The sequence below is a fragment of the uncultured Maribacter sp. genome (assembly GCF_947496775.1).
GTDB lineage: Bacteria > Bacteroidota > Bacteroidia > Flavobacteriales > Flavobacteriaceae > Maribacter_B.
Map to the genome: position 1 here is coordinate 90,300 of NZ_CANMDU010000008.1, position 16,944 is coordinate 107,243.

The window sequence follows — 16,944 nt, forward strand, 5'->3', positions numbered from 1 at the left end:
TATCCGTTCCTTTTACCAATGGAAGGGGTATGATGTTGAGGAATTAAACGTTCAGGAATACCATGTGCACTTGATTATTTCGATATCTCCAAAGGTTAACCAAATGGAATTCCTCCTTATTTGGTTCAGCAGGATTTACTTGAATTTCACCATTAGCAACTAAATATGATAGGAGTATTGCTCTAATTGTATTGCGATACAACTTATAGAAAGTGGATATTACCATTCCCAAATCGTCCAAAAGAGAACATATTATTCAATGCTAGCATGTTTGATTTTAAACTATCCAAAGCAGATATAGGCCTTTTCGACAACATGAACCGCAACCATCGTTTTGGATCAGACCCGAACAACCTTGAATGGTCTTTTATTCTGTAAGAAAAATTTTGAATTCCACCAGCTTCTTGGTAGAAAACACAGTGTACCTGTCCAAATTTTAACTCGTAGAAGGGTGCCCGCAGGTTTTGAATATAATGGAATTCCTCGATTCTTTTGAAAAACTAACTTTGGGATTTATCATCTCTTGAAAATTCAATATCCAAATTTCTCCCTCTTGTTCTTACAGCTATTTTCAAAAGTTTTGAATTTAGAAAGACAATATTATGTCTTTCTAAATTTTCAAATTGGAATATGTTGTAAAACTATAATTCGTCAATTACCCATTCATTAATTTCAGACAAATTTCAAAAATTGGGGGAATGATTAAATAGTTGTGTTATAACCTATGAATTGGCTTATTCATCGTCTAAATTGGCAACGACCAAATTATTTGTTTTTATTTGTTATCAATAAACAACGTGATAATTTATCATTAAACCCTTTACTGTCATGACCAACAATTTATACTCTGCTTACTTCAAACGGGCTTTTGACCTTACTGCCTCTGTTCTTGGTTTTTTAGTATTGTCTCCAATATTCATCCTCTTGATGATAATTCTCTTGATTGACTATAAGGGCTCTCCTTTTTTTTTACAAGAGCGTCCAGGCAAGGGGGAGAAAATTTTTAAGATTATAAAATTTAAGACGATGAATAACAAAAAGGATGCAAGTGGCAATTTGCTATCCAATAGAATTCGCACAACAAAGCTGGGCAAGTATATTCGACGCTATTCTCTGGATGAAATTCCGCAATTACTTAATGTCATTAAAGGGGACATGAGCTTAATAGGCCCAAGGCCTCTTGTTGTAATCTACCTCCCATATTACAATGACAAGGAACGTAAAAGACACTCTGTGAGACCAGGTATAACAGGGCTTGCACAAGTAAAGGGTCGTAACAATCTAGTATGGGAAGACCGCTTTGACTTTGATGTCCATTATGTAGAAAACCTGGGTTTTTCGTTAGATATAAAAATACTGTACTGGACCTTACTGAAAATATTGTCAAAATCTGATGTTGCGATTGACCAAGATGAATTTCTAGACTGGTTCAATATTTACAGAAAAAAACAATTGGAAGCTGACAAAGTATCTTAAAAATCCAAAAATGCACCGCAAATATTCCCAAATTTAATTTAAAAAAAAGCTTAATGATTTCTTGTCTTTGAATTAGCTTTTACAATCTATTTGAATAACTCGCCATTCAAGGTGAAAATGGGCCAATATTTGATCCTTAAAAATTTAAATCCATGAATGCCAATCTTGAAGCACTACTATTTTGTAGTTTTTACATACAAATTTCTGAGTTTAAAAAAACCACGAACTCTTGTATATTCTCAGGAGATATATAGGCACCCAAGTTCAACGTAACTGAAGTTTTTTCTGAACCTCTTAATCGATTTCCGTTCATTTTTCGAATTTATTACCCTTTAGCATTAACCATTTCCAAAATCAATGATTTTATGTTCTACATAATACCTAAACATTTTAACAAAAGCACTGTTACTGGTAACCTAAACATAGCTCAAAATAATAAAATTGATACCTTGAGAATATCTAAATATCTTAATTGTGCTTATATTTATAAACATTTTGGGGGCAGAATGACCAAACAAAAAACTTTAAAAACAGAGAGGATAAATTACCCCCAAAATATAACTTTTACGTTGATGAAAATACTAAAAAAAAGGTTTTATGACACCAAACCCAGTAGGATGGAAAACCATGTGTTTAATTGATGATGGGGCAGAAAAGTTTTATTCCTAGTTCTTGATTTAAATGTAATCATAAACCAAATAATTTCACTATAACCTACAAAGAAATAAATGTAATACAACACTATATTTTTATTTTAATCGTTTTACCAAAAAAACCTTATAATTGTTCATTAAAATTATTCAACATAAAGAAGAGTGGGATACGTTAGTAAGTTCATGTGAAAATTTCGATTTTTATCATACTTATGATTATCACAAATTATCCAAAAAAAGGGATGAAACACCCATGCTTTTTTCCTATACAGAGGAAGATAAAATAATATGCATTCCGCTACTTATACGTAAAATAGCAAAAACACCATATTTAGATGCTACATCCGTTTACGGATATCCTGGCCCTATATCACGAAATATTAATGCTAATTTTGATAATTCCAATTTCAAAACAGCATTTAACAAAATACTTTCTGATAATAAAATAATAACAATTTTCTCAAGACTTAACCCATATATTCCTTTTCAAGAAAATATTTTAGATACTATTGGAGGAGTAGATACGTCAGGTAAAATTGTGAATATTGATATTAAGCAGAATTTAGAATCTCAAAGAGCGGGATACAACAAAAGATATAAAACTTATATAAACAAATCATTAAGATTATGTTATGTAAAAAAAGCCGAAAGCAAAAGTGATATTTTAGAATTTATTGAAATTTATCACCAAAATATGAGAAGGGTCAATGCTAAGAATAGCTATTTTTTTACTGAGGACTATTTTTTTAATTTAGTAAATTCTAATTCATTTAAAACGGAGATTTTAATAGCTATATGTAATAACACCAATAAAATAATTGCTGGAGCAATGTTTATTAAACAAAAAGGCATCGTACAATATCATTTATCTGGCACAAAAACTGAATATTTACATTTCAACGCTATTAAATTACTCATAGACGAAATGAGAATCAAATCCACTAAAGAGGGGTATAAATACTTTAATCTTGGAGGAGGCCTAAACAATAAAGATGATTCGTTGCTACATTTTAAATCTGGTTTTTCAAAAAACTTCAGAAACTTTAAACTGTGGAAATACGTTATAAATCCTGAAATATATAAAGAATTGATATTGCAAAAAGAAACAAAATCATGTAGAACTAATTACATGGAGTGCACACATTATTTCCCTTGTTATAGGTGCGACTTATAAAAAAAGAGAGAATGACAAACAACCCTTTTTTGTCTGATATTTTTAAAAAGACTTGGCTCAATCATTTTAATAAAGAAAATAAAGAGTTTCACTTTTCTAATTTTAAAAAATTGCGCTTTGTAAAATTTAAGAACTTACCGTTATATATTAATGTTGGAAAAACGCACACTAAAGGAATTAGTTACGCTGTTGATACATCGGACACTACTGAAATAGATGGAAAAGTATTTTTAATGTATGACATTCCTACTTTTTTTAATCTAAAGGAAATCTCTAAGAACAGATTAAAAACACATAAAATAAAGCAATACCCTGGTTTCCTAATAAATTTAGAACTTTTTCAGGATTTAAACGAATATATGGCAATTACTTTCAAAAAAAGTAGCCGATACAAATTAAAAAAATATGCAAAAAAACTAGAAACATGTTTTGATATAGACTATAAAATGTTTCGTGGTGAGATATCTAAAGAAGAATATGATTATATATTTAGCAGCTTCAATACATTACTAAAAAAAAGGTTTGACGCCAAAAAGATAACCAACAACAATTTAGAAAAAAAAGAATGGGGTTTCTATTACGAAGTGGCTTATCCTATGATTCTAGAAAAAAAAGCAGGGCTCTTTGTAATTTATAATGAAAAACAACCCATTGGAGTAACTTTATGTTACTTCTCCGATGAGATTATTTTTGATGCCATTACAGTTTTTGATATTGATTACTCCAAATTTCATTTAGGCTCAGTTACAATAATGAAGTTAATAGAATGGAGCATATCTCATAAATTTAAGATTTTCGATTTCTCCAAAGGTTACTTTGACTATAAAAAGAGATGGGCTTCCAATAAATATGATTTTGAATATCACCTTTTATATGATTCTAAATCATATACCGCCACGTTTATTGCTTTTATAATTAAAAACGTATTTGAGTTTAAACAATTTTTGAGAGATAAAAAGGTGAATGATACGCTGCATAAATTTTCTTATAAATTAAAAAATTACCACAAAACAAATAAGAAGAAGACGAAGAAGGGTTATAAGTCGATCTCTTTGTCTCAACCATATAAAGAAGAAAAATTAGAACTGATTCATTTAAATGAAAAAGAAAATAATTTTTTAAAACCATTCTTACATGAGTTTCTTTATCTAAATACGGAATCAATTAATTCTACAAAAGTTTATTACCTTAAAGACAAACGAAACACGTACATATTCGAAGGTCTCTGCAGAAGTGCCGAAATTGTAATAAACTTAGATTATCTTTAAAATACTTACACCTTGTTGATAATTACTATGGATAGACACCCGTACTCTTCCCAAATTTTTAGAACTAAATGGATTAAACATTTTACATCACCTCCGAATGTGATTGATTTTGAATCTATTAGCGGCCAAAGCTTTCTAAAAACAAAACGGAGAAGCATATATTACAATACGGGTAGTAATTTTACTCTGCAACATTATTATTGCATAAATAACCCAGTACATTCTAAGGAATTAAACAAAAAAACAATCATAATATATGATGTTCCAAACTATTTTGTAATAAATAATAGGTTTGAAAATCCTAAAATAAAAATAGTTAAAGTAAAAGAATATATAGGATACCTTATAGATACTAACGGAGTAACCTCCCTAGAATCATATATCAAAAGTCGTTTTAGTTCTAAAAAAAGAACTCAAATAAAAGGGTATATAAAAAAAATAGAAGCCACTTTTAATATTCAATATAAAATGTTTTTTGGAGAAATAACAAAAATTGAATACGACTCCATAATGAAATATTTTTATGATTTATCAATTATTAGTTTTAATAAAAAGAAAATTAAAAATACAAAGCTTATTCCTAAAAATTTTGCTTTTACTAGGGAAGTTCTTTTTGATTTAATACAATTACAACAAGCATCAATTTTCGTCATATATAACGACAAAATCCCTATTGGTATATCTTTAAATTACAATTCCGATACTATTCTTTTTGGTGACTCTACAGTATATGATTCTTCATATTCAAAATTTAATGTGGGCACTATCATGCTAATAAAACAATTAGAATGGTGTTTTTCTAAAGGAATCAAGAAATTTGATTTTTCTAAAGGGTATTTCCCTTATAAAAAAACCTGGTGTAATACGCCGTATCATTTCGAACATCATATTATTTTTGATTCAAGCTCATTTCTAACAAAAATAACTGCTTATAGACACATATACTACTTAAAATTAAAACAATTCCTTAGGGAACATCCTCTAAGGAATTATTTAAAAAGTTTAATTAAGAAAAATTAAAACTCTACAACAATAAACTCAGACCTTCTATTAATTTTGTGCTTACTTTCAGGACAATAAACAGCATCGGAACACTCATTTAATAACTTCTCTTCTCCATAGGCCTGTAATTCTAGTCTTTCTTCCGATATACCCTGTTTTACAAGATAATTCTTGGTGTTTTTAACTCGCCTTTCCGAGAGCCATTTATTATATGTAGAAGTTCCTCTAGAATCTGTATGCGATGTTACTTTTAATTTTAAGTCCGGAGTTTCTTTTAAAATTATCGCTAAATCATTTAAAACATCCTTAGAATTAGGAGTTATATAAGAAGAATTTAAATTAAAATAAACATACCCTAAATTAGATATTTTATCTTCTATTCTCTTTTTACGCAGTTCTTCTGCCTTTATCTTCTCTTGTTCAATAGCAGCCAACCTTGCTTTTTCTTTTTCTTGAGCCAAACGTTCTGCTAGTAGTGCTTCTTCTTTTATTCTATTAGCATTCGCAATAGAATCATTTACACGTTGCTTTTCTTTCTCTTGTTCCTGTATCAGAGCTAACTTTTCCCCTCCTTTTTTAGACAAACCTTTCTCTATACCAAATTGATAAACAACCCCTACAGAATGTTGTAAATGATTGGTGGCATCATTATTACCCATAGCCCATTTACCAGAGGAATTAATATCTAAACCTACTCTATCTGAAAACCATGTTCTAAAACCTACTACAGCATTATAAGTACCTCTTCCTACATTATTAGCGTCCGTATATCCCAAACCTCCTCCGAGGTATGGATCAAACCAAGCAGTTTGCCCTATCAGTTTATTCAAATCATATGTTAATCGAGTGTCAAACCCTATATAATCACTTTCATCTATTACTACAGCCTGGTCAATTATTTTACCTTCTTTATATTTGTTATACGTAGCAATTGCCTCTATACCAATTCCACTCTTAAAATAACGCCCTATACTTAATCTATTGGGAAACGCCAAACCATTCCATTCATCCTTAAATTTAAATAGTCCATCAGCAACATCTCCTGAATCATCAACAAAATTATAACCTAATCCAAACATCCAGGAACTTTTGACAATACTATCTTTTGCTGTAAGTTGTAAATTTTCTTGACCAAACATGGTAACACTCAAAAAGAGTGCAGTAATTAGTGTGTAGTGTTTTGCGTTTTTCATAACTAATAATTTGGGGCTTATATGACGTAAAATTATGAAAAAGAGACTATTATAAAGAAAATACCCTATCAACTGTATGTATTCTCGATGGATAGATTAACTGTTATAATTATCGATAAAAAATCTACTTTTTGAAGACAATTTCTTTTTTAGAAAGAGGAAATTTATACACTTTAAAAGGGCTTACCAAAGCATTAGAATCACTTTTCGTAGTCTGTTTTACAATTTGTAACTCTATTGCTTTCTCCGTTTCTTTTAACACCACTAGACCTGTACTTTTGCTTTGGACATGTTCGCCTTCACAAACAATAATCAAAACTTCTTCGGAAAAATTAGTCTTAGGTACTGGAATACCAGGTTTTCTTGTTCTATTAATTTTAGAAAAAAAACTATCTAAAGTTTTTTGATCTCTAATTATTATATTTTCTGCAGTATTTAATCCACTGTAATTATCCTCTATTAAAAGAGTTAAATCATTATTTTTATTTGGCGGCTCTTTTTTCAGCATTTCCTTTTGACCTTTACAAGCAAAACAAAAAAACAGTAATAGTAATAAGGTATTCTTCATAGTATCTTATTTATTATCACACCTGCCATCATAAGCTCTTTGATAAATAGCTTCATATAAAGGAAGTATATTTATAATATCAAATTCTTCTGCTACTTCTACAGCATTATTTTTAAACAATTCCAAAGTATTGTCATTACTCAATAAAGAAACAGCATTCTCTGCCATTTCCTCTACATTACCTACATCACTTAAATATCCTGTAACACCATGCCTATTGACTTCAGGAATACCTCCAGCGTTACTTGATATAACGGGAACTTTATTAATCATAGCCTCTAAAGCTGCTAAACCAAAACTTTCTGTCTCTGAAGGAAGCAAAAATAAATCTGAAAAACAAAGAATTTTGTCAATCTCATTACTATTTCCTAAGAATATAACCCTATCTGTAATACCATACTCCTCACATAACATCTCTGCATTTTCTTTTTCAGGTCCTTCTCCTACCATTATTAACTTAGAGGGCACTTCTTTCTGAATTTTATTAAATACATGAATTACATCTGGTATGCGTTTTACTTTTCTAAAATTACTAATATGGGTAACTATTTTCTCTCCTTCTTCTGCCATTGCCGTTCGTTGGCAGTCCGTAAAAGATGGTTTGTATTTTCTCTTATCAATAAAATTAGGGACAACCTCAATTTCTCCTTTTATATTAAAAAGCTCCAGTGTTTTCTGTTTTAAATTTTCTGAAACCGAGGTGACTACATCTGATTGATTTATACTAAAGGTAACAGCAGGTTTATAAAAAGGGTGTTTTCCGACCAAAGTTATATCTGTCCCATGGAGGGTTGTTATCATAGGTAAACACAATCCTTCTTCTTCCAACATTTTTTTTGCCATATACCCTGCATACGCATGCGGAATGGCATAATGTACATGCAGTAGTTCTATTCCAAAAAGCTTCACCGTATCTACTAATTTACTAGATAATGCTAACTCATATGGTTGATAATGAAATAAAGGGTATTCAGGAACGTGCACTTCATGAAAATGTATATTGTTTTCTAACAATTCTAAACGTACAGGTTGCTTATAGGTTACAAAATGAACCTCATGTCCTCTATTTGCCAATGCAATACCTAATTCTGTAGCGACTACACCACTACCTCCAAATGTTGGATAACAAACAATTGCTATTTTCATGTATTATTTTCGTTTCAAAAAAATCAATCTAAAAATTATTCTATATGTCCTAAAAAACAATAAAAACTTACTCGGTAACTGAAATTTAAATCTATTAAGGCTTATCACAAAACACAAGTTAATTTCCAATTTATGTTTCCTAGCTTACCATAGAGAGTTAGTCATAAAAAGTAAATTTAGAGATTAATTTAAAATAGACTCATAAATAGCCTTCTGAATTCTTGTTCTTAACCCAGATTTAACTAAAAGTGTATTGGATGCCGTTGGATATGTTCTATTAGATAGAAAAACATAAACTATTTCTTCTTCTGGATCTGCCCAAGTATATGTTCCTGTAAAGCCGCTATGCCCAAAACTTTTTCTTGACACGCAACCACATGTTGGACCACTTTTCTCCAATTGTGGTTTATCAAAACCAACACCTCTCCTTACGTTTTTATCGCAAAAATAACAGGTGTTAAATTTTTTTACAGTTCTAGAATCTAAAAATCTATCTCCTCCATAATAACCATTCTGTAAATACATCTGCATTATTTTAGCAACATCATTAGCATTACTAAAAAGTCCTGCGTGCCCTCCTACTCCACCTTGCATCGCTGCACCCATATCGTGCACATAACCTTGCACGGTTTGATAACGGTAATAAGAATCCTCTTCTGAAGGAACAATACTCTTTTTAGGGTGCTTTTCTAAAGGATTATATCCTGTTTGGAAGGCTCCTATAGGTTTATAAATAAAATCGGCTGCAAGAACGTCTAACCTTTTTTTATAGGTGTCTTCAATATATTTTTTCATAACGTAATACCCAACATCACTATATCTATATCTATTAGATTTCAAATCTTGACGTCCAATTCTATTATAAATAGAGTCTTTATATGCATTTGCTAAATACAAATTATCCGCAACTTTTATAGAGAATCCGGGTAATTTTTTTTCTCTATAAAATTCTTTAGATGGCTTTCTTTTTTTATCTAAAGTACTAGCATAAAAAGCTATCCAAGCGGGTAATCTCCCGTAGTGCGACAAAGTTTTCAATACTGTTACATTCTTTATCTCGGTATTTGCATAAGCAGGGATTAACTCTTGAAAAGTATCATTCAAAGCTATTTTACCTTCTTCTTCCATTTTCATAATCATGGGAAGTGTAGCCAAAATTTTTGTTACAGATGCTAAATCATATATATGATTTGGTGTAATTTTCACTTCAGACTTATAGGTTGGTTTCCCGTATCCTTTGTTAAAAATTATTTTTCCTTTTCGCGCTACCAATACTTGAGCTCCTGGGAACATTAGAGAATCTAGGCCATTTTGAACTAATTTATCTATCTCCGCAAGTTTCGATGAACTTAAACCCACTCTCTCCGGAAAATCGCTATATCCTAATCTTAGTAATGATTTTAATGGTACTCCAGTATTTACAGGGAATGCGTCATTGGCAGATACCGGCAATATCCCTTTTGCTCCTATAGCTCCAAATATTACTTGCGCTGTCTTTTCTTGAGCTATTTTACTATTTTGATACCCTACAACAACACCATCAATATTATCGAAAGAGCTAATATTTAGAAGGGCATATGGTTTAGTGAATAAACTTAAAATTAAATTGGAACCTCTATCTTTTGCTATTTCTTGAAGAATATTTTTTTCTTTATTAGAAAGAGAATAAGCTTTCCATGGACTAGTATTACTTCTATGATGACCTACAATGATTAAATTATAGGCTTTTAAATTGCTTTTTAGAGTAGCAATATCTTTTCCACTTACCTCTGTAACCTTTGCGTACTTATTTAATTCTTCTAAAAACGGTTTATGGTCGGCGTCTCCGAACTTAACATAAGCTATTTTCTTATTTTCCAGTTTTTTAACACCCATAAGATAAAACTTATTCTTTACAACCGTAATAGCTTTTTCTATTGCTTCTTCATAAATTAAATCGTCTTCTAAACTATTTAGGTCTTCATATAAATTTTTAATCGCAATAGGTTTATATTTATGTAATCCTACTTTATACTTTGACAATAAAATTTTCTTCACAGAATATGCCAATCTGTTTTCCGATATTTTTCCTTTATTATAAGCTTTTATAAGTTTTTCTTTCGCTTTTTCTACTTCTGTAGGCATCAAAAGAATATCATTGCCTGCCATAAAAGCTGCCAATTCCACCTCTCCATTTTTTCCCGTTGTAGATACCCCTTTCATATTTAAAGCATCTGTAAAAACTAATCCTTTAAATTTTAATTCTTCTTTTAGAACCCCAGTAACAATTTGTTCTGATAAAGAAGATGGCATATTTTTCTTTATTTCTAAGCTTGGCACATTTAAATGCGCTACCATAACACTACTTAAGCCTGCTTGTATTAATTGTTTATAAGGATATAGTTCTACACTATCCAATCTAGATTTAGTAAAATTAATGGTTGGCAAGGCTATATGCGAATCTATAAATGTATCACCGTGACCAGGAAAATGCTTTCCACTAGAAAGAACACCAGCACTTTCCATTCCTTGCATAAATGCAATTCCTTTTGCCGCTACATTATACTTATCCTCTCCAAAAGAACGGTTTCCAATAATTGGGTTTTTAGGGTTGGTATTTATATCAATATCCGGAGCAAAGTTAATATGCACTCCTATTCGTTTTGCATGCTTGCCTATTTGTCTACCTACTTTTTCTACAATGCCATTGTCTTTAATTGCTCCAAGTGTCATATTCCATGGAAATGCATAAGTAGAATCTAAACGCATTGCCAAACCCCATTCCGCATCCATACCTACTAATAAAGGCAATTTTGCACTAGATTGAAATTTGTTGGTAAGCTTAGCCTGCTGAACGGGACCTCCTTTAGAGAATATGATTCCTCCTATGTTCTGATCTTTAATAAGCGAAATAGTCTTATTTATACTAGCTTTATCTTGATTCGAAGATATGCTAACCATAAAAAGTTGTCCCAACTTTTCTTCTAAAGTCATTTTTTCATAGGTAATATTCACCCATTTCTGTTGCGCTATACTATCTTTTGTAACTAAAGGATTAGATTGCCCATTAACAAAAAGAAAACTAAAAAATGTAAGACTAAAAACTAGATAAAAACGCATATAAAAAATCTGTATCAAAATAACTTAAAACGTACTACAATATTGCATCATAACGATTTTATCACTGTAGAACTTATACACTAAGTTCAAGGATTATACCAAAAAAAATTACATAAAACGACTATGCCAACTTTCTGAAGCTGGCACTTCCCAATGCTCTAAATATTCTCCTTTGTTAGCTACCAAATTATTAAATACTACAGTATTCAATGAAACCGCTTTATCCTTTGCCATTTTACGAAATTCTGTTAGCGCTTTATAAGCCACATATTCTCCTTGTTTGTAGGATACGTTCATTTTATCTAACAGGAGTACTTCATATTTCTTTTCTAAATTCATTATAAAGTGAACAGAAGCATCTATTGAACAACCAGAAGCTGCATTAATAGACTGATCTAATGCTAATATTATAAAACGGTTATAGCGTATTTCATAACCTGCTCTTAAATCGGCTCCATGTGCGGTCCAGTCTTCAATAAATGCGTTTAATTCTTCTTTTATTTTTTCTAATTCTTGCTCCGAAAAAGACCTACTACACTGATATACCCATACTCTAGAAGTATCTGGCAATTCTTTAAAATCTACTAACATTTTCTTTTCTATTTTCTTTAGTATTCCAAACGGCTATAAATTCTCGGATTCCGCAATGAGTTCGGCTATATCTTTAACTTTAATGGATTCTTCTTTTTCCTTACTTTTAATTCCATCTGTCATCATTGTATTACAGTAAGGACATCCTGTTGCTATAATATTAGGACTCGTTTTTAGTGCATCTTCTGTTCTTAAAACATTTATATCTTTATCTCCTTTTTCCGGTTCTTTAAACATTTGGGCTCCACCTGCCCCACAACATAATGCCGTACTCTTACTTCTTTTCATTTCTACCACATCTGCCTTAATGGTATTCAACAGTGCTCTAGGGGCGTCATATTCATTATTGGCTCTCCCCAAATAACATGGATCATGAAAAGTTATTCGTTTACCATTAAAAGCATTTCCTTCAATAGTTAGGCGTCCATTTTTTATTAATTCTTGTATGAATTGCGTATGGTGTATTACCTCATAGGTACCGCCTAAACCTGGATACTCATTTTTTAAACAATTATAAGAATGTGGATCGCAGGTAACTATTTTTTTTATTTCATACCCATTTAGTAATTCTATGTTCATTACTGCTTGCATTTGAAATAGAAATTCGTTTCCCGCACGTTTAGCAACATCTCCAGTACAACTTTCTTCGGTTCCTAAAACAGCAAAATCTACATTAGCTTTGTTTAATATTTTAACAAAGGCTTTGGTTATTTTTTTTGCTCTATCATCAAAACTACCAGCGGAACCCACCCAAAACAATATTTCGGGTTGCTTACCTTCTGCCATAAATTGCTCCATTGTAGGAACCTTTAATTGATCGCTCATAACTTTTAATGTTTTGCGTTAGGGATTGAGGCATTTGTTGGAGCTCCTTGCAAAGAGCGACTGCCGAAAGCCCGACCCGAATGGGAAACGCACTTATTATTTTATTCTTTTACCCAATTTAATCTATCCATTTGATTGTACGGCCATGGGGCTCCATTGTTTTCTATGTTAGACATCATGTTATTTAATTCTGTTGGGGCTGCACTCTGCTCCATTACTAAATAACGACGCATGTCAATAATAATAGATAAAGGGTCTATACTTATAGGGCATTCTTCCACACAGGCGTTACAGCTTGTACACGCCCAAAGTTCCTCAGAACTAATGTAATCTCCTAAAAGTTGTTTACCGTCGTCTTTAAAAACACCATTATTTGCATCTATATTTTTTCCTACTTCTTCTAAACGATCTCTAGTATCCATCATTATTTTACGCGGAGATAGTTTTTTACCTGTTAAATTTGCTGGACAAGAGGAGGTACACCTTCCGCACTCTGTGCAAGAATATGCATTTAGTAACTGTACCCAATTTAAATCTTGAACATCGGAAGCTCCAAATTTTTCTGGAATTGGCGCATCTTCAGCTGGAGCCGCAAATGGGTCCGCATTTGGATCCATCATAAGTTTAACTTCTTTAGTTACGGCATCTAAATTCGTAAACTGTCCTTTTGGTTTTACACTACCATAATACGTATTTGGAAAGGCTAATAAAATATGTAAGTGTTTAGAGTAATATAAATAATTTAGAAAAAACAAAATACCGGCGATATGCAACCACCATGTAGCTCTTTCTATAATTATTAAAGAAGAAACAGACATGTCTCCAAAAATTGATGTTATAAATTGACTTATAGGAAAAGCTCCTGCTTTGGTATAATGCGGAGTATCTAATAATTGTAATTGATAATCTGCTGCATTCATGACTAAAAAAAGAGTCATTAAAAGTAATTCAATATACAATATTAGGTTACCATCATTCTTTGGCCAGCCTTCCATTTCCGGTTTTACAAACCTTTTAATCTTTATGACATTTCTACGAATCCAGAAAATAACTACAGAAACTATTACAAGTAATGCTAAAATCTCAAACGAGCCAATTAATACATTATAAAAAGAGCCTAAAAAAGAAAGAACTCTATGGGTACCAAAAAGACCATCAATAATAATCTCAAAAACCTCAATATTAATAATAATAAAACCTGCATAAACTATAATATGCAAAAAGCCAGCTACAGGCCTTACTACCATTTTGGTTTGTCCTAAGGCTATTTTAGCCATATTCTTCCATCGTAAGGACTTATTATCATCTACTTTAACATCCTTTCCTAGTTTTATATTTCTAGAAAGACGCTTAATATTTTTTACAAAAAAGCCAACACCAACAATTAAGAGTATTGCAAATAAAATGTTTGAAATGTAGTCCATATAAACTATTCAATTTTTTCCGCGGGATCATCCTCTGGAACTGCGTATTCTTTTTGTTTCTTACCAAAAACAGAAACATTTACATAACGCTTAGGGTTTAATCTAAAGTCTTGCAATAACAAATCGAGTTCTTTGGAAGCATTATTTAAATTATTATATAACTCTTCATCTTCCATTAACTTTCCTATTGTACCATCCCCTCTTTCTATCTTAGCCATTAGCTTATCTAAATTCCCTACAGTAGATTCTAAACTTGCCAATGTTCTTCCTAATCCTGCATTGTTAATAGAATCGGTAATACTACTTAGGTTAGATGTTATAGACTGAAAGTTTGTCAAAGAACTATCTAACTTACTTTCATTATTTTTCAAAATATTATTTAACACCGATGCACTACCATTAAGGCTCTCCATTAATTCACTTAATCCGGTAATTGCTTTTTGTAAATCTCTCTTGGTTTTAGTATCTAAAACCTCATTTACATTTAATAAAACAGAATCTGCATCGGTAACAGCAGATTCGAACTTCTTAAATAATGGTGTCAATTTTTCTTGTGCTAATTCTGTTAACCCCGGCCTGGTTTCCGTTACCAAAGTATCTCCACTCTGTGCGTTACGAGATCCATCAAAAACTGGAATTATCTGAAGCCCTTTACCTCCAATTATTCCAGTATCATATAGTTCTGCTCTACTATTTTTCGAAAACACAAAATCTTGATTCACCGTAAAAGTAACTAGTAAATTACCCAAATCATCTTTAAAATGTATATCATTAACAGAGCCAACATTAAAACCATTAATAGAAACTGGTGTTCCTGGTTGCAATCCTCCAACATGAGGATATATGGCATATAGTTTATTACTATTATCAAAAAGCGGCGTAGACTTTAAATAACTAAAACCCATTATAAACAACAGAATACCTCCTATTACGATAATTCCTGTCTTAATTTCCTTAGATAATTTCAAATGATTAGATTTTGAGTTACTAAATTATAAATATTTTTTAATGTCTACTATTATTGAGACACGTATTTAAGAGCTTCTTCTAAAGAAATACGCACCCCATCTTTGTAAGCTACTATGAACGAACTGGTATACCCTTTTAAATCTGCGTTGTTTTTCAACAATTTTACTTGCAAATAAGATTCTGTATTACCATACATATATCTATACAAGTTTTTTATAGGTTCTTTGGATAATTTATTTAAACCGTTAAAATTATCTGCCTCTAAAGCTATATTCTTGGCACTTGCTAAAATTTGCACTTTAAAAACGATATTAACTTTTTTTGAAACAGTTGACACCTCTTTTTTAATACCAACTTCTTCTTTTTTTGCTTCTTTCGGTTCGTGTCCTTCATTAATTTCAGAAGTTTTAGTCCTAACACCATCAGAAGACCTAATCACTTCTTTTACTGGTAATGATTTAGCTTCTTCTTTTAAAGCTTTGCCTCCCTCTTTATTCACTACCATCTCCTTCTTTACTCCGGGAGTCGAAATAACTTCTTCTTTTTTCGATTCTGCCTTTTTGGTGACAGTCTTTTTGATCACAACCGCTTCTATAACCTCCTCCGTTTTCTTCTTATCTTCATTTTTCTCTGCAGGAGTATTCAAGGAAACATCATTAGAAATAACTGCGCTATTTTGAGAAACGTTAGAAGAAACTCCTTCTTTGTATTTTAATATTGCATCCGCGATAGCCCTTCCCATTTTAGCCTGCCCCTCTTTAGAGTTTAAAAATGCTCCTTCTTCTTTATTAGTCAAAAAACCCGTTTCTACTAAAACACTTGGCATAAAAGTTTGATGGAGCACAATAAAACCAGCTTGTTTTACTTTACGATTGTTCCTCTTCAACTTTCCTGAAAACTGATCTTGAATCATTTTAGCAAGTGCTATACTTTGATCTAAGAATTCCTCTTGCATTATAGTTAGCCCAATTACCGATTCGGGAGAATTTATATCATAATTAGCATAAGTTGTTTCATAATTATCTTCCAAGTAGATTACGGAATTTTCCTTTTTTGCAATTTCAAAATTTTGCTTATTAGCATGCAAACCTAACACGAAAGTTCCTGCTCCATGTGCATCTGAAGTATGAGAATCGCAATGTACAGATACAAAAAGGTCGGCATTTGCTTTATTTGCTATTTCTCCGCGAACAAATAAGTCTATAAAAGTATCATCCTTTCTAGTATAAATAACTTTAACGTTTTTATGCTGTTCCAAAATAGAACCAACTTTAAGAACAATATTTAGTGCTATATTTTTTTCCAAATAACCATTTCCTAAGTTCCCCGGATCATGGCCTCCATGACCAGCATCCAAAACAATTACGAATGGATCATCTTCCTGCAAACCCCCATTAAACAAAGCAAAAGAAGACAATGAGTCCGCAAAAAAAACAATCGAAAAAACAAAAAACAACTTAATTTTCATACTAGTATTCTGATTTGAGGTTCTTGATAAGGTTAAAATTATTGTAATACCCTACAAGAGGAACAAAAAATATATGTAGTTTTGAACT

The 16,944-nt window shown here is 31.4% G+C and carries 13 protein-coding genes; 4 read left to right on the forward strand and 9 right to left on the reverse strand.

Translation table 11 applies throughout. The features are described 5' to 3' along the window. The first annotated feature begins 828 nt into the window (after positions 1–828). From Q0856_RS13230 to Q0856_RS13245, 4 genes are all read left to right on the forward strand, one after another. On the forward strand, positions 829–1,476 hold the full coding sequence (locus tag Q0856_RS13230; protein ID WP_298505775.1) for a sugar transferase: 648 nt from the start codon (positions 829–831) through the stop codon (positions 1,474–1,476). 783 nt (positions 1,477–2,259) lie between these two features. Beyond that, entirely contained in the window at positions 2,260–3,303 is a 1,044-nt protein-coding gene (locus tag Q0856_RS13235) for a peptidoglycan bridge formation glycyltransferase FemA/FemB family protein (RefSeq protein ID WP_298505777.1), read from the forward strand. 11 nt (positions 3,304–3,314) lie between these two features. Then, positions 3,315–4,571, forward strand: a complete 1,257-nt coding sequence (locus Q0856_RS13240) for a GNAT family N-acetyltransferase (RefSeq protein ID WP_298505780.1) — start codon at positions 3,315–3,317, stop codon at positions 4,569–4,571. Positions 4,572–4,583: 12 nt separating this feature from the next. Next, entirely contained in the window at positions 4,584–5,591 is a 1,008-nt protein-coding gene (locus Q0856_RS13245) for a GNAT family N-acetyltransferase (protein WP_298505783.1), read from the forward strand. On the opposite strand, the gene Q0856_RS13250 is transcribed toward Q0856_RS13245, so the two are convergent. The 9 genes from Q0856_RS13250 to Q0856_RS13290 form a co-directional block, all read right to left on the reverse strand. Continuing rightward, entirely contained in the window at positions 5,588–6,766 is a 1,179-nt protein-coding gene (locus tag Q0856_RS13250) for an OmpA family protein (RefSeq protein WP_298505786.1), read from the reverse strand. The genes Q0856_RS13245 and Q0856_RS13250 overlap by 4 nt on opposite strands. 124 nt (positions 6,767–6,890) lie before the next feature. Next, positions 6,891–7,334: a hypothetical protein gene (locus Q0856_RS13255; RefSeq protein WP_298505787.1), complete on the reverse strand. Its 444-nt coding sequence runs from the start codon at positions 7,332–7,334 to the stop codon at positions 6,891–6,893. Positions 7,335–7,340: 6 nt separating this feature from the next. Further along, entirely contained in the window at positions 7,341–8,480 is a 1,140-nt protein-coding gene (gene bshA, locus Q0856_RS13260; protein WP_298480575.1) for an N-acetyl-alpha-D-glucosaminyl L-malate synthase BshA, read from the reverse strand. Positions 8,481–8,663: 183 nt separating this feature from the next. After that, positions 8,664–11,579 carry a glycoside hydrolase family 3 N-terminal domain-containing protein gene (locus tag Q0856_RS13265; RefSeq protein ID WP_298505789.1) on the reverse strand — a complete coding sequence of 972 codons (2,916 nt, stop codon included), beginning with the start codon at positions 11,577–11,579 and terminating at the stop codon, positions 8,664–8,666. Between the two features lie 108 nt (positions 11,580–11,687). After that, the gene (locus Q0856_RS13270) at positions 11,688–12,170 is read right to left on the reverse strand and encodes an ABC transporter ATPase (RefSeq protein ID WP_298505791.1); all 483 of its coding nucleotides are present in this window, start codon (positions 12,168–12,170) and stop codon (positions 11,688–11,690) included. Between the two features lie 33 nt (positions 12,171–12,203). Continuing rightward, positions 12,204–12,995 carry a (Fe-S)-binding protein gene (locus tag Q0856_RS13275; RefSeq protein WP_298480566.1) on the reverse strand — a complete coding sequence of 264 codons (792 nt, stop codon included), beginning with the start codon at positions 12,993–12,995 and terminating at the stop codon, positions 12,204–12,206. A 101-nt stretch (positions 12,996–13,096) separates the two neighbouring features. Next, positions 13,097–14,419, reverse strand: coding sequence for a (Fe-S)-binding protein (locus tag Q0856_RS13280; RefSeq protein ID WP_298505794.1), 1,323 nt, complete (start codon positions 14,417–14,419; stop codon positions 13,097–13,099). A gap of 5 nt (positions 14,420–14,424) precedes the next feature. Further along, positions 14,425–15,387, reverse strand: a complete 963-nt coding sequence (locus tag Q0856_RS13285) for an MlaD family protein (protein ID WP_298480560.1) — start codon at positions 15,385–15,387, stop codon at positions 14,425–14,427. A 50-nt stretch (positions 15,388–15,437) separates the two neighbouring features. Next, entirely contained in the window at positions 15,438–16,856 is a 1,419-nt protein-coding gene (locus Q0856_RS13290; RefSeq protein ID WP_298505797.1) for an N-acetylmuramoyl-L-alanine amidase, read from the reverse strand. Between the last annotated feature and the right edge of the window lie 88 nt (positions 16,857–16,944).